This window comes from Desulforamulus aeronauticus DSM 10349 (assembly GCF_900142375.1).
Lineage (GTDB): Bacteria > Bacillota > Desulfotomaculia > Desulfotomaculales > Desulfotomaculaceae > Desulfotomaculum > Desulfotomaculum aeronauticum.
The window spans coordinates 23,930-42,581 of record NZ_FRAR01000020.1 but is presented as its reverse complement, the minus strand read 5'-3'; the positions used below and the strand labels follow the sequence as shown (position 1 = coordinate 42,581).

Genomic DNA, 18,652 nt, shown 5'->3' with positions numbered 1-18,652 from the left:
GTTGAGGGTGCTTTGAGAACCGTTTACGGTTACAGCTCATTTATATGTAATTTATACGACACGTATCATGTAATGAATTTGACTAAATATATGTGTGCTATAACACATTTTCATTGTCTGCCGTTTGATATTATAATACTTAACTACTACCTAAATAGAAGGAGGAATAACTATGCTACTTCTCAACGTTAGTGAACTGGCCACTAAGCGTGCTCTTTCTTACGAAGAAATTCACAAAGCACTGGCCGTACTTTATAAATTAGAACATAATCCTGTGGCCATAAAATTCTTCTTTGATCAGGCGGAGTTTGACAATATTTCTGCCGAAAAGGTCCCCGGTCCTAAAATGACCTATTGCCAGGCTCTGCTAGCCTCTCGCATGGATGACTACATTGTTAAGATTACCGATGATAAACTTCTTTGTGGCAATGCCCGCACTGTATTTGGCTTTCGGGAAGCCTCCGAGGAGGAAGTAAATGACCATGTAAAATACACCAACGATTGGGATCTGGCTAAACAATGCCTGGAAAGTAAAGGGAAATTACCATTGGGAGAACTAAAGGGTATTGTTACCGCACCTCTGTACAAAACCCCGATAGACCCGGATGTAGTTTTACTGATCGTGAATCCCTTTCAAGCCTATCACATTTTAAATGATTATATCGGTGCTACCAAGGTACCCACTGTTACCTCTAGCCACAGTGTGAACTCTGCGGTTTGCGGTGGTTCCGTTAGCTGCTATCTAAATGGCAGCGCAGAAATGAAAACGATGTGTGCGGGCAGCTTCACTTCCGGTAAAACTGAGAAGGGCGAAGTAAATGTCTTTATTCCCGGTCACCAAATTGAAACTGTGGCAAAACAACTGCTAACCAGAAGCAACCACTACGGCGGTGGAGCGTCTTTCATCGGAGCCGGCGGCCAGGCTTATCCCGGGGTCGATGTATGCAAAAAGTGTCCTATGATTCGCTTTAAGGATGAAGGAAAGTAATTTGTTGGGCCTTGGTCCATAAGCCATTAGCCAAAAAACAAACCCGAAGGTCATGCCGGAACATGCCTTCGGGTTTTTCATTATCACTGATTACTTGGCAAACTCTCTTGGGGTGGTTCATCTTTGAACAAGGGTGTGGATAGATAGCGTTCACCGGTATCAGGTAGCAGGGCCACTACGGTCTTGCCAGTATTTTCAGGTCTGCGAGCAATTTCTAACGCTGCATAAAGGGCGGCCCCAGAAGAAATACCGACCAAAATACCCTCTTCTCTAGTCAGGCGGCGGGCTATTTCCATAGCCTTAGCTCCTGAAACTTGAAAAATCTCATCCACCAGTGATAAGTCTAATATCTCTGGAATAAAGCCCGCACCAATACCCTGAATAGGATGTGATCCTGCTTGGCCCCCGGAAAGTACAGGCGATTCAGCAGGCTCCACGGCCACTGCCTGTAAGGTAGGCTTCCGTGATTTGAGATAGCGGGCCGTTCCGGTAATGGTACCACCAGTCCCCACTCCAGCCACAAAAATATCTACCTTCCCCTCGGTATCCTGCCAAATCTCTATGCCTGTATTTTCCAAATGAGCCTTGGGGTTAGCCGGGTTGGCAAACTGCTGCAGCATGATGGCGTTTTCTCGGCTGGCCACCAATTCCTCCGCCTTAGCAATGGCCCCGCTCATGCCCTCACTACCTGGAGTAAGCACCAACTCCACTCCATAGGCCTTTAACAGGCTCCGCCGCTCCTGGCTCATGGTCTCTGGCATGGTTAGAATTAGGCGAAGTCCCATGGATGCACAAATCATAGCCAATCCTACACCCGTGTTACCGCTGGTAGGCTCAACCAATAGACTATTCTGGTTAATGGTACCTTGCTTCATAGCTTCCTTAATCATGGTATAGGCAATGCGATCCTTCACACTACCGCCAGGGTTAAAGGATTCTACTTTAACCAAGACCTCTGCCGACAGTCCTTCCATTAATTTTTGTACACGCACCAAAGGTGTTCTGCCGATGGTTTCCAAAATACTATTGTAAATTGGCATACACAAACCTCCTTACTTACTATCACTAGCCTCTACCTACTTTGTCTTTTCCTTTTGTTTGAGTAACCTGTAGTATTCATTTAATACTTCATTTAGTTTTTGGCTAGCTGCAACAACTTCTGGGTCAGCCAAGACCTTTCCTGCTCCAGTACTATGCAATTTTTGTCGTAATTCGTTTATTGTGTTTAGAATCTCCTTTAGCTCCTGTGACAAACTGTCATCTCCCCGTATTTGGCTACAACTAGTTTACCCAGGAAGTAGGAAAACCCCCTCTCATGTCCTTAAATAAGATAAACAAAACAACCTCAAGCGAGAGCGTTAATGGTATAATATTCCTTGTACAACAGAAAAGGCTCCTCTAGGGTGGTCTGGCTCATCCCCGGTAGAAAGGGGGTGAGACTATGACAGCATTTGAAGCTTTTATGTTGATGCTTACTTTTGGCATCTTAATCGTGGCCATGTTGTCGCAGGATAGAAAGAAGTAGACCTCCCTTGAGCCTGCAAGCAAATGGGAGGTCTACTTCTTATTTTGTACACCTGAGCCGACCCCTGTTGGGGCAACTGTTGTGCTTTGACTGTAGGTGTTACCAGCACCTACAGTCTTTTATTTTGTAGTTTACGTCTTTTAATCTAGATTTATAATGCTTTAATCTAGTTTTTAATACCTCAATCTAAATTTATAATATCACAATCTAAATTGAGTTTCCAGTTCCCGTAGAAACTATGACGACACCACTAGGCAAGTATATCTGCACATTACAAAAACAATGAGAAAAGGCTTCCCAAAAGTTCAGTGAACTAATGAGAAGCCTCTAAAGAATACCTATGTGGTCAAAGACTGGATGTTAAGCGCTCAATCCTTGATAATAAAGGGGTTCTGAGTGCCTATTACATCATACCGCCCATGCCACCCATACCGCCCATAGCAGCCATTGGGTTAGCACCGCCGTCTTTTTCAGGCTTATCGGAAACCAGAGTCTCAGTGGTGAGAATCATGGCCGCGATAGAGGCAGCGTTTTGCAGTGCGGAACGGGTTACCTTAGCAGGGTCAACAATACCAGCACCAATCATATCAATATATTGTTCGGTGATGGCGTTGAAACCAATACCCTTTTCGCTTGCTTTAATTTTTTCTACTACTACGGAACCTTCGTGACCAGCATTGTTAGCAATCTGACGTACAGGTTCTTCTAAAGCACGCTTCACAATATCTACACCTGTTTTAGCATCGCCTTCCAGCTGAATGCCATCCAAGGAAGCGATAAGATTGACAAAGGCAGTACCACCACCAGATACAATACCTTCTTCCACTGCAGCACGGGTAGCATTCAAAGCATCGTCAATGCGCAGTTTCTTTTCCTTCATTTCCACTTCGGTGGCTGCACCAACTTGGATAACAGCTACGCCGCCAGCCAGCTTAGCCAAACGCTCTTGCAATTTTTCACGGTCGAAGTCGGAAGTGGTTTCTTCGATTTGCTTTTTGATTTGAGCAATGCGGCCTTCGATATTGGACTGCTCACCAGCACCACCCACGATGATGGTTTCTTCTTTCTTAACCCGCACTTGACGGGCAGTACCTAGCATGGTCAGATCAGCCTTGTCGAGCTTCAAGCCGATTTCCTCGGTAATAACAGTACCACCGGTTAGAATAGCAATGTCTTCCAGCATAGCCTTACGACGATCGCCAAAGCCGGGAGCCTTAACAGCTACGATATTCAGAGTACCACGCAGCTTGTTCAGTACCAGGGTGGCCAGGGCTTCACCTTCCAGATCTTCACAGATGATCAGTACAGGCTTGTTGCCAGTCTGTACGACCTTTTCCAGCAGAGGTAAAATTTCTTGTACAGAGGAAATTTTCTTATCGGTAAGTAAGATGTAAGGGTCAGAAATAGCAGCCTCCATCTTATCGGTGTCGGTAATCATGTAGGGGGAGATGTAACCCCGATCAAAATTCATACCTTCAACCACTTCTAAATTGGTGCCGATACCTTGGGATTCTTCAACGGTGATAACACCATCTTTACCTACTTTTTCCATAGCCTCGGCAATCAGATTACCGATGGAATCATCGTTAGAAGAAACAGTTGCTACTTGAGCAATGGCTTCTTTGCTCTCTACAGACTTAGACATGGCCTTAATTTCTTCTACAGCCTTTTCCACGGCCTTTTCGATGCCGCGCTTGATAATCATGGGATTAGCACCGGCAGCAACGTTCTTCAGACCTTCGCGTACCATAGCTTGGGCTAATACAGTAGCGGTGGTAGTTCCGTCCCCAGCTACATCATTGGTCTTGGTAGCAACTTCCTTTACCAGTTGAGCACCCATGTTTTCAAAGTGATCGGGTAGTTCAATTTCACGGGCGATAGTCACACCGTCATTGGTGATGGTGGGAGCACCGAATTTCTTATCAATTACTACGTTACGACCCTTAGGTCCAAGGGTAACTTTAACTGCTTCAGCTAAGGCGTTGACGCCTCTTTCCAAAGCTTTGCGAGCATCTTCGCTGAAAATAATTTCTTTAGCCAAGGTTCATGACCTCCTTAAAATTCACAATCTAGTTTGAAAAGCCTTTACTCAGGTGTAAGTATTTAGAGTAAGAAATTACTCAATTACAGCCAGGATATCCATTTCGCGCAGGATAAGATATTCCTGATCTTCAATTTTCACTTCGTTACCTGCATATTTGGAGAAAAATACTTTGTCACCAGCTTTTACATCAATGGTGGCGCGCTGGCCATTTTCTAGCAAACGACCGGGTCCCACAGCAATAACCTCACCTTGCTGGGGCTTCTCCTTGGCAGTATCCGGCAATACAATGCCACTCTTGGTTTTTTCTTCCTGGGGCAGTGCCTTAACAACTACCCTGTCACCTAATGGTTTAATCACAAAAAACCCTCCTTTAAAATTTTAAGGTTTTTTTATAAACTACCTTTGGGTTGTTAGCACTCAGTGTGATCGAGTGCTAACACCCAGTAACTATAATATAGAACTGAGAAATTTAAAGCAAATACCCTGGAGAGAAATAAATCACAACTATCGCATGTAAATCCAAAATACGGGTATTTATCTTCTATTTTCTCCTTCTACATTATATTTACTGGGTATGTTATTAATTTCTTCACCCACAAATTATTCTTACCAAATACCCGGGTATTTTATGCAATATTTACCCTATATTTTTCACCTTTTGTTAAAAATTTCTATTATTTTATAGCCTTTGCTATTTTTATTTTTCAAGAGATTACCTTTTAAGGGTGGCCGCATTCGCCACCTTTGCCGCTGAGAATTTCCAAACCGTGGTTTAATACGGGCAAAACCACTGCCAAACATTCTCGCACGCCTTTTACACTGCCTGGTAGATTAATAATCAAGGTTTTTCCTCTAGTTCCACTTACTGCTCTGGATAACATGGCCTTCGGTGTTTTTTTAAGACTTTCTACTCGAATAGCTTCAGCTATACCCGGTACCAAACGATCAATGACAGACAAGGTTGCTTCTGGAGTATTGTCTCGGGGACTTAGACCGGTACCACCAGTGGTAAGAATTAGATCTAACTTATGTTCATCGGCAAACTCAATTAAGGTTGAACGAATGATCTCCAGATCGTCCGAAATGACGCGATACTGCTCCACTTGCCCCAAATTAGCAACCATTTCCCCAATGGTTGCCCCACTGAGGTCCTCTCGTTGTCCCTGGGAACCTTTGTCACTCATGGTAATAATACCTATTTTGTACATTTGTTTCTCACCTCATTGTTTGATCTTACCTTCACAACACCCGACAGTTGGGTTACAATAAAACTAATTGTTAAAAAAACTTGGCTTAGTTTGCCCTTACGCATATCGGAAAGTCTCCGATATGCCAAGCAACCTGACAGGGGGTTGGTAATAGTGGTTTGGGAAGTGAATAAAACATCAACCAAAATTATTAAAATTAAAGGCGACAAAATCATATCGACGGACGACACCATCGTACGAGAGGTCCCCATTACCCTTTTTCTAAATGGTAAAGAATTTGTAACTATGGTTTGCTCTCCCCAAGGTTTGGAAGAACTGACCGTAGGCTTCCTTTGTTCCGAAGGCCTTTTACAGACACTGGAAGACCTAAAAGATGTTAAAGTTGATCTGGAAAATGGCCTTGTCCACATTGAAGCTGTGGAAGGAGAATCTGAAACAAAGTTTCTGAAGAGAAACATTACCTCTTGTTGTGGCAGAGGCAGGCCTGTTTTTTATTTTGTGAATGATGCCAAAAGTATGAATAAGGTCACTGCGAACCTGCTGGTTACACCTGGGCAAGTTTGGGATTTATCAGACCGCTTAGAACAAATGTCGGTTCTCTTTCAGCAAACCGGTGGGGTTCACAATGCCGCCCTTTGTGCCGCCACTGAAGTGATTTTCTTTTATGAAGATGTCGGGCGTCACAATGCAGTAGACAAAATCTTTGGCCGGGCCTTTCTCAGAGAGCTTCCCCTGGATGACAAAATTCTCGTTTTCAGCGGCAGGGTTTCTTCTGAAATAGTCATTAAGGTCGGCAAAATGGGGGTGCCTATCATTATCTCCCGCTCCGCCCCCACCGATTTAGCCTTGGAGATGGCAGAAAAGCTGGGTATCACTGTGGTTGGTTTTGCCAAGGGTGAACAAATGAATGTGTATACACATCCAGAACGGATACTTGGATGAGGTTTGGAGGGGGTAGGGTTACGAATAACCTACCCCCTCTTAATTTTCCCCAGGCGATTTTCCACTTCCAATAGGCCAACAGCCAATTCATTCCCCTGCAAAGGTCTCCTGAAATATCCCCGTCACCGCCCGTTCTACCTTTTCCCGAAACTCCCCAAACCCCTGCAATAGTTTGCTGCCCTGCGGTGTGAGGCAGGCACCACCGCCAGCCTCACCGCCTACCTGGGTCTCCACCAGCTTAAACCCTAAATTCTTTTCGGCATTTTTGATTTTACCCCAGGCTGCTCGGTAAGACATACCCATAACTTTGGCTGCCTTAGAGATGGAGCCGTGCTGATGGACGTGGTATAGCAGGTGATAGAGACCGTCCCCAAAGTTCGTCCCACCACAAACTAACCATATTTTACACCCTGGTTGAAACAACTCCCCAAAGGGCTTCATGATACTCCTAAACTCCCTGCCGATACATGACACCACCACAATCTCTTAAATCGTAGCCTCCCAGAGCCTCCACCTGTTGGCGAAATTCTGCTGTGGCAATAACCTCCAGCATCCGCTCTATATAGGGGGTGTTCCAATATTCGCCGGGAATACAGAGATCGTACCGTTCTTCTACCACAGGTACAAAATCCAGTTCCAGGGCATTGGCCGCTGCCAATATGCCTAAACCCGCATCAGCAGCACCGCTAGCCACAGCTGCCGCCACTGACATATGAGTATATTCCTCCCGGTTGTAGCCATAAATGCTATCCGGGTCTATGCCCAGTTGCTTAAGACGATAATCCAACAAAATGCGTGTACCCGCACCCCGCTGGCGGTTAATAAACCGTATGCCTTCCCGGGCTAAATCCTCTAACCCTTTGATCTTGAGGGGGTTACCCTTGGCCACCATTAACCCCTGCTGACGATAAACCAAGTTCAACAATACCACCGGGCGATCCGCTAATAATCTTTGGATATAGCTGACGTTGTAATCCCCGGTATCCTCATCCAGCAAATGGGTACCACCACAATGGCATTCGCCTCTTTTAATGGCAGACAGACCGCCTAAACTCCCAACATTGGCACTGGAAAGGCTCGCCTCGGGAAATTTCCTGCGCAGGTGGTTAGCCAAAATATCCAAGGCCATATCATGGCTGCCAATTACCACCGTGGTTTGCCGAACTTCTTCCAAGGGACGCATTAGCTCCACCTTAACGGTTTCCCCGGCCCGAAAGCCTTCGGAAAGGCGTGGTACCCTTAACATACCATCTGCTCGAACCAGCGACATGATCACCCCAGCCCCACGGGATATGGGTGTGGCAATAATCTTCTCCCCGACCTGTCCCATTTTAACCCGGATAAACTCTTCCACTCCCATGGGGGAGGGCATCTTACGCGAGATAATCGCTTCGGTGGTTTGTGGCAGCGGCGCAATAGAACCCAGTTTTTGATAAACCACCGGTCTGACAAATAATTCCATGGTGAGGAAGGCAGAAACCGGATAACCCGGTACACCAATCACTGGTTTTCCCATCACTTCCCCTAAAATTACCGGTTTGCCAGGTTTTATGGCAGCCCCATGGGTCAGTACTGTCCCTAATTCCCGTATCAGTTCAGCGGTGAAATCCTCCCTGCCGGCGGAAGAACCAGCGTTAATTACCACCACATCGGCCTGCAGAACGGCTTGCTGTACCGAATCCTTTAGCTTGTCCCAATTATCCACGGTGATGGGCCAGCGCAACGCTTCGCCGCCCCAGGATTCTACCATGGCGCCAAATACCCGGGTATTGTATTCTACAATATCTCCCGGTTTTAATTCTCCACCTGGCTGTACCAATTCTGTACCCGTTGGCAATAAAGCTACCTTCGGTTTCGGGTGCACCTTTACCCGCACGACACCACCCGCTAAGATCCCTCCTATATCCATGGGCCTAATGCGGTGATTGCCCGGCAGGATCATTTCAGTGGCCACCACATCTTCCCCAATGGCCCTGACATGCTGCCAAGGAGCCGCAGCAGAAGTGATTTCAAATACGTCATCCTCTACAAAATGAACATCCTCAATCATAATCACTGCATCACAGCCGGCAGGAATGGGATCTCCTGTATCTACCACTTGAGCCTTCTCACCCAGTTGGATATGTTTGGCTGAGGTATCCGAGGCCCCAAAGGTAAGAGCGGAATCCACAGCAATACCATCCATGGCCGAGGCATGATAATGGGGGGAGGAGTTTACAGCAAAAATTGGCTCCGCTGTAACTCGCCCCAAGGCCTGCTCCACCGAAATATCCTCCGGCGCACCAGGCGAGAGAGACCCAAGCGACGCCAAATGAGCTAAAAGTTCCGCTAAGGCTTCTTCCCACGGGCGATCATCCAGATAAACATCACGTTTATTTCTCATAGATTTTCTCCTAATTCTTTAATTTATTTACCATAAATTAATACGAGTAATTTTCCATGAGTCATTGTTCCTTACCCTTATAGCCAACAGCTGGGATTTCTAGAACAACCACACATCCACCAATTCACCGGCCTCAACCCCTTCTTTGTTCAAAGGGATATGGGCTACCCCAACGGCTTTGACCATAGTGCTAATCAGGCCGGATTTGCCAAGTACCGGATCGGCCACAATGGTGCCGTCTTCCTGCCGTCGTAGTGTTACCCGCAAGTAATCGTCTCTCCCGGTGGCTGAATGGATATTCCGGGTAATAGCCGCCCGGAGAGGAAAAGAACCAACGTTCTGGTACAACCCACCGGAGGCAATCATGGGCCGGGCCAGTAAATCAAAAACCACCATAGCAGAAACAGGATGTCCCGGTAACCCCAAAACAACCTTTCCTTCCACCACCGCTCCAATGGTGGGTTTGCCGGGCTTGATGGCCATGCCATGAAACAGCACACCTGGGCTACCCATCGTTTCAATGACCTTGGCTGTAATATCTCGAGCCCCCACAGAACTGCCGCCGGAAATAAGCACCAGATCATTCTCAGCCAGTGCTTTGGCCATGGTTTGTTGCAGGGTTTCAAAATGATCTTCAATGATACCGTAAAGAATCGGCAAGCCACCGGCTTCCAACACTTGACCGTAAAGGGTATAGGAATTGATATCTCGCACTTTACCCGGTTCAGCCGGTTGATCTGGCGCCATTAATTCATTGCCCGTAGAGAGAATACCGACCTTGAAAGGCTTCATTACCGGCACCTGGGTTACACCCACAGCAGCAAGCAAGCCCAGCTCCTGTGGTCTTAGACGATGTCCCGCAGTGAGCACCACAGTCCCTCGGGCCACATCTTCACCACGACGCACCAAGTTTTCACCAGGCGCCACCGGTCTGGTAACGCCAATGGTTTGGCTGTCCAATTCTTCCGTGTATTCCACCATCACCACAGCATCAGCCCCCGGCGGCAGCATACCCCCAGTGGGAATTAGCCAGGCTTGTCCGGCTGTTAGTGCTCCACTGGCTTCTTCACCCATTAGAACTTCCCCGGAAACATCAACATAGGCTGGTAAGGATTCCGTCGCTCCAAAGGTATCCCTAGCCCTCAGGGCATAACCATCCATGGTGGAGCGATCAAAATTCGGTACGTCCTCCAGGGCTACAATATCTTGGGCTAAAATGCGGTTAAGCCCCTGCAGAAGAGGCACCACTTCTGTTTTAGCGCGGGCCGGCAAATGACTTCGCAAAGTATCACGGGCCTGTTGTACGGTAAGTACATTAAATAGTTCCACAAGGACACTCCTTTTTCAAAAAGCCGGCTTACTTACCCCTTTAGATTGCTTGTACCCTATGGGGTAAGGCCCAGCCTTTGGCAGGCGGCAGCCTTCGCTTTCATCATACTTTGGGCATAGACAGTAATGGGTAAGCTAGTTAGAAACATCCCAATTCACAGGCTTTAATTTTAATTTTCAGTTCATCACAAACTTCTCCCACTGCTTTCGGGGGTACATTACATTCAGCGGCAATTTTACGAGCCGCCGTACAGGAAAGTTTCCCTTCCCGGGCCAACTCTTTGACAGCTATAACCAGTTTCTCTTTCTGTTCACTCATGGCGATTTCTCCCCTCTTAGAAAAAATAACTGTATTTGTGTTATTATTACAATACCATCTTAAAATATCCTTCTGACCCAAACCACTGTTATCCTTTTTTCTACATAACGAGACAATCCATTTATAGCATATGCTTAAAGGAGAGAAATACTTTGATCATTGGTCTTTCAAACCTGGCAGAGGAATATAGAGGTACCATCCAAGACATCATTTGGTTATTTTATCCCGGTGCCCAATTGGTAACTGACAGCGGAGCCACGTTAGCCCTTAACCTGACTTTTGGTGAGCAAGGAAAGTCCTTGTGGGCAGAGGCTGAGTTATATGCTGAGGGAAGTGCCATGGCACACCGGGAGACAGGAGAACCTATCCTGCCCGGGGAAGCAGCAAATGAACAAAAAAGATTAGCCCGGCTGGCTGTTTATCAAGTCTTAGCTTCCTTTTGCGGGGCAAGCCCCAGCCCCTGGGGAATCATGACCGGCATTCGCCCCACCAAGGTGATCCATCGCCTGTTGGACCTAGGCTGGCCCAAGGAACAGGTGGAGGATTTTTTAAAGGCGAAATACGCCCTTGCCCCAGAGAAAGCATCCTTGATTACTGATATTGCCCACAGCCAGCGCTCTTTTTTACTTTCTCAGGAACAAGCAGCCAAAATGGTGGCTGTATACATCGGTATTCCCTTTTGTCCTACCCGCTGCCTGTATTGTTCTTTCCCCTCCTATCCCATTAATAAACATCGCGCTATGGTAGCTCCCTTTCTCCAGGCGTTGCTGGAGGAGATACGCGTGGTGGGGGAGACTCTACAAAGTAACGGTCTGACAGTCCAATCTATTTATCTCGGAGGCGGGACCCCCACCAGCTTGCATTGTGAGCAATTAAAGATGCTGTTGCAGGTAATCAACCAACACTTAAGAAATAAAGAAACTATGGAATATACTGTGGAGGGAGGGCGCCCGGACACACTAACTGAAGAAATTCTCGGAGTATTGGACGAACACCGGGTAACCCGACTCAGTATCAATCCCCAGAGCATGAATCAAAAAACGTTGGAGGCCATTGGCCGTTCCCACTCGGTGGAGGACATCTATCAAGCCGTGGAAGCAGCCCGCCGGTTTCATTTTGACACCATCAACATGGATGTCATTATCGGCTTGCCAGGTGAAACTCTTCAAGAGGTAGCCCATACCATGCAGTGCCTGGCCACGATGCAGCCGGAAAATCTGACAGTCCATGCTTTGGCCCTCAAAAGAGCCTCGCATCTAAAACAAAGGCTGGCAGAATTTCCTCTGCCCGGTGCCAGCGAAGCCACGGCTATGTGGCAGGAAACCGCCCGGATAGCCAGTGAGATGGGGCTGGAACCCTACTATATGTATCGTCAAAAGCAAATGGTTGGTAATCTAGAGAACATCGGTTATGCTCTACCCGGACACCAATGTGTCTATAACATTCAAATGATCGAGGAGCGGCAAACCATTATTGGCCTCGGGGTCGGGGCAGGTTCCAAGTGGGTTGATCCCCGTACCTGGACCCTCGTCAATGAATACAACGCTAAAGAGACCCGCCAGTATGTGGAGCGGCTGGATGAGTACCTCGAACGAAAAATCAAACATATTCAAAGCCTGCTAGCAAATTGAAATAAATTAAAGGATGCTGTTACACAATGAACCGATGCTGCGATGTAGGGGCGACCTGTGGTCGTCCGCTATTTTGATACACACTTGTAGCCCACAGGTAGTTCATCCGGACGAACGAAGTTCGCCCCTACTATAAAAAAGGAGTGCGCAAAAAAGTAGTTTTGCGCACTCCTTTTTTATACCCCCTGTTTCTTACCGATAAAAATATATTGCCAATTGCCAAGCTCCTGAATGTCACCGATAATACCTACTTCTCTCATCTGTAGCATAAGTTGTTCCGGCGTCACAAAGGTTCCCGGTTCCCCAAAGAGCCTTTCTACCGCTCTAATGACTTTCCCCTGCCAACAAGCCGGGTTAAATTCCAGCATGACCACCCGGCCACCGGAGCGTAATACTCTGGCCAACTCCCTGGCTATTCTTGGCTGTTCCGGCATATGGTGCCAGGCATCGGAACATAAAACACCATCGAAATAATCCTGGGGAAAAGGCATCTGCCGGGCATCCCCCAACACCAACTCCGCCGAGATATGGTTTTTTCTGGCCTGATGTAACATCGCTTCCGAGGCATCTAATATTACCACTTTGGCCCCTCGGGCGATTAGTACCGGTACATTCCGACCAGTACCTCCCCCCAGGTCCAACAGACTCTCCCCAGGCCTAGGAGCAACCCACTCCAGCAATTGCTTGCGAAAATCCATGCCTGTTTTATTCACAAAATGATCGTAAAATGGTGCTATTGTCTTAAAAAACAAGGATAATCACACCTTTACCGGTCTTTAACTTTTAAAATATACCATTTAACAAAAGTATGCAACTCACTATTCAAAAAACCATCTCTATGGAGCATGTTGTATGGTGTACTTTTATAGATCCTGAGTTTGCACCTTTAGGAATGACCAAGGATGAGGCAAGCGAAAAGGGTGACAGCATCCACGTCTATACTACTGAATACAGCGACTTAGACCGCGCTGTTGTAGATGAAAAAACAACGGGTAAGACAAAGGTTATTTGTGATCGGGACGGATTTGTTCTTGGATCCAGTATTCCGGGGGAACGGACCTGTAAAATTCTGGGCGATTTGCAATTGCATAGGAAATCAAAAAAACACGGCTGTAACAAAAATAACTTGACTGTTTCCTTCCACAGTATTCCTCTCTTGAATTACTATTTATAAGAAAATTCTGATACACCTGACCCCAAGCCAGGTGTATCAAAGATTATCGTAAAGATTACTCAGTTCTTACTTAATCAATGCAGACATACCATTGAAAACTATTGCTTTCTTCTGTTTAAATTAACCAGATATTTTTTCATTTGCAGTCGGCCGATTTTGATAAGAATCTGCAACCAGTGGTTTTTTTATAATATTATGAAAGTCTCCTAAAATATAATGATCCAACTGCTCCTCTGATAATTGTTTGTAGTCCTTTACTATGGTTAGGTAGAAATACAACCCTATGGCTAACCAACAGGCTAGCGCAATCCAGCATGGTAATGTCAAGAAAGCCGGTGAGCCTGGAATAAGCAACAAGCCTAAGAACAAAATAGCACAAAGCGTACCAACTAACCCCTTAACCTTTCCCATAGCCGCCCCTGGCATACTGACTGGAATTATTTTTACTCAGCAGATAACAGGCCATACAGGTATACATGTAACCAATTGCTGTACCAACTGCACACATATCCACAATCCAGATAATTGCTTTTCTACCAAACCAGGGGGCAACTAAAGAAATAATGAGCACAAAAATTAATGCCTTGTAGGGAGTGCTATACTTGGGATGAATATCTGTAAACCAGTTAGGCAACACCTTAGCACGTCCCATACCAAATAACAAACGGCTAGTAGCCATAAAGAAGCCGTTTATTCCACTGGTAATAGCCATTAATACCCCCACCATAAGGAACACTACGCCAAGGTTCCCCATGGTCTTATACATCGCCTGACCCGAGGCCCATACCGGTTTACCTGCAATCAAATCTTGCCAGGGTTCCGCCATAGCTGTAGACAATGTTACGGTAGCATAAACAACAGCTCCTATGATAATAGCCAGATACATTAACTTTTTTGTTTTATCATGGGAAAAATTAAATTCTTCCGCTGCCTGAGGAATTGTATCAAAACCAACAAATAGAAATGGAGCAATGGCCAGCAGGGCTGCAATACAAGCTATAGCAGATTTTCCCGGTGCAAACAACGGTTGCAGGTTAGCTGTTGAAGTAACTGGATTTAATAAAGCGCCTCCTCCTAAGAGCAGTACAGCAGCTACCAGCAAGACAACAATTAATGACTGCATTTTACCGGCGGCTCCAACGCCTTTATAATGAAGATAGAAAAAGAACAACATGGCAAATGTGGCTAACATTATTTCTCCCAGGTACACTTCCCACCCAGCAACAGTATACAAATAACCCCATTCAAACAGTCCCGGGGCCACAAACCGGCCTAACACCGCTAAGGCAGTTCCATTGGCAGGTATGATGGACAAATAACCCAAAGCCAAAAACCAGCCGCAAATATATGCATGATAACGACCAAAGGCACCATAGGCATAGGCAAATTCCCCACCCGCCACGGGAAAATTTTTTATCATGACACTGTAGCTATTGGCAATAATCAGCATCAATAAACCGCCTAGGAGAAAAGCAATGGCTGCACCCAACGGGCCTGCCTTGGGCAGCCAATCCCCGGGAAGTACAAAACAACCAAACCCAATAATAGATCCTAATGCCAATGCCCATACATCTATAGGATTCAAAGCTTTTTTCAATTCCACCCGTTTTTCCGTCATGTTGTCCCCTCCTCGTTATTTTTCTTAAATCTAATAGTCTTTTTAAGAAGGCCCTTACCCCTCCTTTCACATGAGAAACAGCAAATTAAGTAAATTAAGTAAATAAAGTGCAAATAAGATGCCATATTCCATGCTAAATGATCAGAAGTATGTCTTTTAAGTAATGTTGTTTTAATCTCAAGTATTAGGAACAAAAATAACGTAAAACAGGGCTTTGGAAATATCACGGTACCAGTAAGGTTGTTATGATAATTACTGATCAAATGCATTTTGGAATTGGCTTTTTTAAACAATCTTGTTATTTTCGGCTTGCTCAGGATGCAAAAAATCATTAGAATGCATTCCTGCATTAATGGGAGTGTTACTATTGAACAAAAAGACGGCTCTCCATTCAAAAAGTTGAAGGAGAGTCGTCTTTTTCGATGAGGTTATTTTCAATATATTATTTTTTACCTCGGTTTTTCTATTATTTCCCGTTTAACTTAGTAATTTCATTAAAGGAAATGCCGTATTTTTGAGCCTTCCTAATTACGGTAGACTGGTTTATCTTTAAGATTTCAGCAACTTTATAGCTGTTCTGATATTTCTGAATGGCTTTGGTTAATAACTTTTTTTCCAAATCATGGACTGCTTGCTTGAGGGGGAATGGTTGATCGCCTAAATTCACCTCAATCATTGATTGACGTAAATTTAAAGGCAAATCATCGGGTGTTATTAAATTACTATCAGTCATTATGATTAAATGCTCAATTACCGTTCGGAGTTCTCGAACATTGCCAGGCCAGTTATGTCTGACCAAGTAATCAATGGCATCTATACTAAGTTCCTTAGAGAGAACCATCTTTTGATTAAATACTTTTAAAAAATATAGGGCTAAAGGAGTAATATCTTCCCTTCTTTCCCGCAGGGGTGGGAGAATAATTGATAAAACTTTTAGACGATAATACAGATCTTCGCGAAAGGTTCGATTAGCCACCATTTCTTCTAAATTCCTATTGGTTGCTGCGATAATTCGCACATTTAGATGAACCGGCTTTGTGCCGCCAACCCGGAAAACACACTGTTCCTCCACTGCTTGTAAAAGTTTTACCTGCAACAACAGCGGCAGTTCCCCGATCTCATCGAGGAAAATGGTGCCTCCTTGAGCCAGTTCAAACATACCTGGTTTTCCTTCTTTTTGGGCCCCGGTAAAGGCACCTTTTTCATAACCAAACAATTCTGATTCAATTAAATTTTCGGGTATAGCACCACAGTTAACCTTAATAAAAGGCTCTTTAGAGCGGGGGCTAAGATTATGTATGGCCTGAGCCACCAGACTTTTACCAGTACCAGTTTCCCCCAAAATAATGGTGGTGGAATCTACTTTAGCTAGCCGACGTATGGTAGCAATCACTTTTCTAAATGTCGGACTGTTTCCTACAAAATCCGTACCCAACTGTTGTTCTTTTTCGAGTTCTATAATTTTATCCTGAAAATGGCGGGCTTGCTCCTGGGCTACTAGTAATTCTTGTTGCAGATTTTCTAATTCTGTCATGTCACGTACAATAGCAACCGCTCGCCAAATTTCCCCCTTGTCATTAAAGACAGGAACACTGGATGTTAGACAACGCTTTCCTGTACTATACTCATCTAGCAGAGTAACTGGTTTTCCTTCCTCCAGTGCTTTCATATTAACTGAAAGGGCAAATTTCCCTTCATCTCGTACATCCAATACATGTCGCCCAACGACCTCACTGTTTTTTAGATTGGCAATTTTCTCCAAAGCCCTATTAATTCTGACAGTGATACCTTGACCATCGGTAATCCAAATACCATCAAACACACTATCTATAATGGCATCTATTTCTTTCCTTAAAAGGCTTGGGTCGTTCGTTTGGTGGGGGTATTGTATGTTCATGTTGGCAACGCTCCTTAATTTAGCACTTTTGACAACATATTTCATTATTAATGTAAAACGGCATTAATCATACAGTCAATAGTAATTCTTGTTCAATGGAAAAGAGTATTTCCTAAAATCTTATCATGGTAATGATATGGCATGTTAATTGCAATAGTTGGTGTAATAAAAAACTTGATTATTAAAGGGGGCTATTTAAATGTCATATGGGTATGATTTGACTCCGGAAGAACTCGTGGAAAAGGATCGGCAAAACCTGTGGCACCACCTTACACAGCACAAAATTTTCGATTCCACCGAACCTACCATTATTGTTGAAGGTAAGGGTTGCATCATTAAAGATGCTCGGGGCAGAGAATTCTTAGACTGTGTTTCCGGTGGCGTATGGTGTGTGAATGTTGGTTACGGTCAGGAGTCCATTGCTAAGGCTGTTTATGAACAGTTGAAAAAAATGCCCTATTATGCCCTGAGCGCCGGGAATCCGCCTGCTATCAAGTTAGCCGAAAAATTGGTATCTTTGTTACCTGGTACTGCAAAGTCCTATATTTCAAACAGCGGCTCCGAAGCCAATGAAAAGGCTTTCAAGATGTCTCGTCAGTACTTTAGATTAAAGTATCCTAACAAAGATAAATATAAAATTATTTATCGTCACAGGGATTACCATGGAACAACCTTTGCTGCTCTGAGTGCCACCGGTCAAGACGAGCGGAGAATGGGATTTGAGCCCCTGGTACCCGGCTTCGTTGGTATACCTGCTGCTTATTGCTATCGCTGCAGCTTTGGCAAATCTTACCCTGGTTGTAATATGGAGTGTGCCCGGGCTTTAGAAGATGTAATTTTATCAGAAGGTCCTGATACAGTAGCAGCGTTCATTGTTGAGCCGATTACTGCAGGCGGCGGTATTCTAGTACCTCAGGCAGAGTATTTCCAAGTGATCCAAGAAATCTGCCAGAAATACGAAGTGCTATTAATTTTGGACGAGGTTGTTTGCGGTTTTGGCAGAACCGGTAAATGGTTTGGACATCAGCACTTTGATGTAAGCCCTGACATGATCACTATGGCCAAGGGTATGGCCAGCTCTTATATGCCGATTTCGGCCACTGTTTGTAAACCACACATCTTTGAACAGTTCATCAATGACCCTGCAGATACCTTTGCTTACTTCCGTGATATTAGTACCTATGGCGGCAGCGCCGGATCCTGCACAGCAGCTTTAGAAAACATTAAAATTATCGAAGAACAAAACCTAGTTGAAAGAGTTAAGGAAATGGGTAATTATTTGTTAGAAAGCCTGAAAGAATTGGCGGGCTTCCCAGTGGTTGGTGAAATTCGTGGCAAGGGCTTATTTGCCGGAATTGAACTGGTAGAAGATCGGTCAACGAAAGTTCCTGTCAGTGAAGCATACATGGGAAAACTGTTAAGCATCATTGCTTCCCAGGGTGTTCTGGTTGGCAGAATGAACCGCAGCGTGCCTGGATTTAATAACGTTGTTACCATGGCACCTATGTATATTGTAAGCAAAGAAGAGCTTGACCGAATGGTTGGTGCTATTAAGAAAGCTTTGGAAACGGTACAGCGGTAATGCACTTACAAA

19 protein-coding genes are annotated in these 18,652 nt (G+C 45.1%); 6 read left to right on the top strand and 13 right to left on the bottom strand.

The features are described 5' to 3' along the window. The first annotated feature begins 172 nt into the window (after nt 1-172). Entirely contained in the window at nt 173-988 is an 816-nt protein-coding gene (locus BUA78_RS13245; protein ID WP_072915368.1) for a DUF169 domain-containing protein, read from the top strand. An 83-nt stretch (nt 989-1,071) separates the two neighbouring features. On the opposite strand, the gene cysK is transcribed toward BUA78_RS13245, so the two are convergent. Next, nucleotides 1,072-2,028: a cysteine synthase A gene (cysK, locus tag BUA78_RS13240; RefSeq protein WP_072915365.1), complete on the bottom strand. Its 957-nt coding sequence runs from the start codon at nt 2,026-2,028 to the stop codon at nt 1,072-1,074. A 36-nt stretch (nt 2,029-2,064) separates the two neighbouring features. Continuing rightward, the gene (locus tag BUA78_RS13235; protein WP_072915362.1) at nt 2,065-2,241 is read right to left on the bottom strand and encodes an aspartyl-phosphate phosphatase Spo0E family protein; all 177 of its coding nucleotides are present in this window, start codon (nt 2,239-2,241) and stop codon (nt 2,065-2,067) included. Nucleotides 2,242-2,429: 188 nt separating this feature from the next. Here BUA78_RS13235 and BUA78_RS21085 point away from each other — a divergent pair, with 188 nt between their 5' ends. Beyond that, the gene (locus tag BUA78_RS21085) at nt 2,430-2,513 is read left to right on the top strand and encodes a putative holin-like toxin (RefSeq protein ID WP_420795511.1); all 84 of its coding nucleotides are present in this window, start codon (nt 2,430-2,432) and stop codon (nt 2,511-2,513) included. 403 nt (nt 2,514-2,916) lie between these two features. Here the strand turns inward: BUA78_RS21085 and groL are convergent, their stop codons facing one another. The 3 genes from groL to BUA78_RS13220 all read right to left on the bottom strand — a co-directional run bounded on the left by groL (nt 2,917) and on the right by BUA78_RS13220 (nt 5,765). Next, nucleotides 2,917-4,554 carry a chaperonin GroEL gene (groL, locus tag BUA78_RS13230; protein WP_072915360.1) on the bottom strand — a complete coding sequence of 546 codons (1,638 nt, stop codon included), beginning with the start codon at nt 4,552-4,554 and terminating at the stop codon, nt 2,917-2,919. 75 nt (nt 4,555-4,629) lie between these two features. Then, nucleotides 4,630-4,914, bottom strand: coding sequence for a co-chaperone GroES (groES, locus tag BUA78_RS13225; protein WP_072915358.1), 285 nt, complete (start codon nt 4,912-4,914; stop codon nt 4,630-4,632). 362 nt (nt 4,915-5,276) lie between these two features. Continuing rightward, complete coding sequence (locus BUA78_RS13220; RefSeq protein WP_072915357.1) at nt 5,277-5,765, bottom strand: MogA/MoaB family molybdenum cofactor biosynthesis protein; 489 nt, start codon at nt 5,763-5,765, stop codon at nt 5,277-5,279. Between the two features lie 153 nt (nt 5,766-5,918). Between BUA78_RS13220 and fdhD the strand changes: the two genes are divergently transcribed. After that, a complete protein-coding gene (gene fdhD / locus BUA78_RS13215; protein WP_072915355.1) occupies nt 5,919-6,707 on the top strand; it encodes a formate dehydrogenase accessory sulfurtransferase FdhD in 789 nt (262 codons plus the stop codon). Nucleotides 6,708-6,794: 87 nt separating this feature from the next. On the opposite strand, the gene BUA78_RS13210 is transcribed toward fdhD, so the two are convergent. The 4 genes from BUA78_RS13210 to BUA78_RS13195 all read right to left on the bottom strand — a co-directional run bounded on the left by BUA78_RS13210 (nt 6,795) and on the right by BUA78_RS13195 (nt 10,738). Next, nucleotides 6,795-7,148, bottom strand: a complete 354-nt coding sequence (locus BUA78_RS13210; protein WP_072915353.1) for a winged helix-turn-helix domain-containing protein — start codon at nt 7,146-7,148, stop codon at nt 6,795-6,797. Nucleotides 7,149-7,155: 7 nt separating this feature from the next. Further along, nucleotides 7,156-9,090, bottom strand: coding sequence for a molybdopterin biosynthesis protein (locus BUA78_RS13205; RefSeq protein ID WP_072915351.1), 1,935 nt, complete (start codon nt 9,088-9,090; stop codon nt 7,156-7,158). A gap of 99 nt (nt 9,091-9,189) precedes the next feature. Further along, complete coding sequence (locus BUA78_RS13200) at nt 9,190-10,419, bottom strand: molybdopterin molybdotransferase MoeA (RefSeq protein WP_072915350.1); 1,230 nt, start codon at nt 10,417-10,419, stop codon at nt 9,190-9,192. Nucleotides 10,420-10,558: 139 nt separating this feature from the next. After that, nucleotides 10,559-10,738, bottom strand: coding sequence for a hypothetical protein (locus tag BUA78_RS13195; protein ID WP_072915348.1), 180 nt, complete (start codon nt 10,736-10,738; stop codon nt 10,559-10,561). Nucleotides 10,739-10,890: 152 nt separating this feature from the next. Between BUA78_RS13195 and hemZ the strand changes: the two genes are divergently transcribed. Further along, nucleotides 10,891-12,369 carry a coproporphyrinogen dehydrogenase HemZ gene (gene hemZ / locus BUA78_RS13190; RefSeq protein WP_238456821.1) on the top strand — a complete coding sequence of 493 codons (1,479 nt, stop codon included), beginning with the start codon at nt 10,891-10,893 and terminating at the stop codon, nt 12,367-12,369. Between the two features lie 176 nt (nt 12,370-12,545). On the opposite strand, the gene BUA78_RS13185 is transcribed toward hemZ, so the two are convergent. After that, on the bottom strand, nt 12,546-13,121 hold the full coding sequence (locus tag BUA78_RS13185; protein ID WP_072915347.1) for a class I SAM-dependent methyltransferase: 576 nt from the start codon (nt 13,119-13,121) through the stop codon (nt 12,546-12,548). 56 nt (nt 13,122-13,177) lie between these two features. Here BUA78_RS13185 and BUA78_RS13180 point away from each other — a divergent pair, with 56 nt between their 5' ends. Further along, nucleotides 13,178-13,543 carry a hypothetical protein gene (locus tag BUA78_RS13180; protein ID WP_072915345.1) on the top strand — a complete coding sequence of 122 codons (366 nt, stop codon included), beginning with the start codon at nt 13,178-13,180 and terminating at the stop codon, nt 13,541-13,543. Nucleotides 13,544-13,663: 120 nt separating this feature from the next. Here BUA78_RS13180 and BUA78_RS19720 read toward each other — a convergent pair whose 3' ends face one another. From BUA78_RS19720 to BUA78_RS13165, 3 genes are all read right to left on the bottom strand, one after another. Continuing rightward, complete coding sequence (locus BUA78_RS19720; protein ID WP_084082421.1) at nt 13,664-13,954, bottom strand: hypothetical protein; 291 nt, start codon at nt 13,952-13,954, stop codon at nt 13,664-13,666. Further along, on the bottom strand, nt 13,941-15,161 hold the full coding sequence (locus BUA78_RS13175; protein ID WP_084082420.1) for an APC family permease: 1,221 nt from the start codon (nt 15,159-15,161) through the stop codon (nt 13,941-13,943). The genes BUA78_RS19720 and BUA78_RS13175 overlap by 14 nt, the downstream gene beginning before the upstream one ends. A 466-nt stretch (nt 15,162-15,627) precedes the next feature. After that, the gene (locus tag BUA78_RS13165) at nt 15,628-17,058 is read right to left on the bottom strand and encodes a sigma-54 interaction domain-containing protein (protein ID WP_072915341.1); all 1,431 of its coding nucleotides are present in this window, start codon (nt 17,056-17,058) and stop codon (nt 15,628-15,630) included. A 199-nt stretch (nt 17,059-17,257) separates the two neighbouring features. Here BUA78_RS13165 and BUA78_RS13160 point away from each other — a divergent pair, with 199 nt between their 5' ends. Beyond that, nucleotides 17,258-18,640 (top strand): aminotransferase, encoded by a 1,383-nt coding sequence (locus BUA78_RS13160; RefSeq protein WP_072915338.1) that lies wholly within the window; start codon nt 17,258-17,260, stop codon nt 18,638-18,640. Nucleotides 18,641-18,652 lie beyond the last annotated feature (12 nt).

Bases quoted from the DNA above. Each gene is read 5' to 3' on its own strand.
- BUA78_RS13245 (WP_072915368.1), top strand. From the start codon at position 173: ATGCTACTTCTCAACGTTAGTGAACTGGCCACTAAGCGTGCTCTTTCT.
- BUA78_RS21085 (WP_420795511.1), top strand. From the start codon at position 2,430: ATGACAGCATTTGAAGCTTTTATGTTGATGCTTACTTTTGGCATCTTA.
- BUA78_RS13195 (WP_072915348.1), bottom strand. From the start codon at position 10,738: ATGAGTGAACAGAAAGAGAAACTGGTTATAGCTGTCAAAGAGTTGGCC.
- BUA78_RS13165 (WP_072915341.1), bottom strand. From the start codon at position 17,058: ATGAACATACAATACCCCCACCAAACGAACGACCCAAGCCTTTTAAGG.
- BUA78_RS13180 (WP_072915345.1), top strand. From the start codon at position 13,178: ATGCAACTCACTATTCAAAAAACCATCTCTATGGAGCATGTTGTATGG.
- cysK (WP_072915365.1), bottom strand. From the start codon at position 2,028: ATGCCAATTTACAATAGTATTTTGGAAACCATCGGCAGAACACCTTTG.
- BUA78_RS19720 (WP_084082421.1), bottom strand. From the start codon at position 13,954: ATGGGAAAGGTTAAGGGGTTAGTTGGTACGCTTTGTGCTATTTTGTTC.
- BUA78_RS13210 (WP_072915353.1), bottom strand. From the start codon at position 7,148: ATGAAGCCCTTTGGGGAGTTGTTTCAACCAGGGTGTAAAATATGGTTA.
- BUA78_RS13220 (WP_072915357.1), bottom strand. From the start codon at position 5,765: ATGTACAAAATAGGTATTATTACCATGAGTGACAAAGGTTCCCAGGGA.
- BUA78_RS13205 (WP_072915351.1), bottom strand. From the start codon at position 9,090: ATGAGAAATAAACGTGATGTTTATCTGGATGATCGCCCGTGGGAAGAA.
- BUA78_RS13175 (WP_084082420.1), bottom strand. From the start codon at position 15,161: ATGACGGAAAAACGGGTGGAATTGAAAAAAGCTTTGAATCCTATAGAT.
- BUA78_RS13160 (WP_072915338.1), top strand. From the start codon at position 17,258: ATGTCATATGGGTATGATTTGACTCCGGAAGAACTCGTGGAAAAGGAT.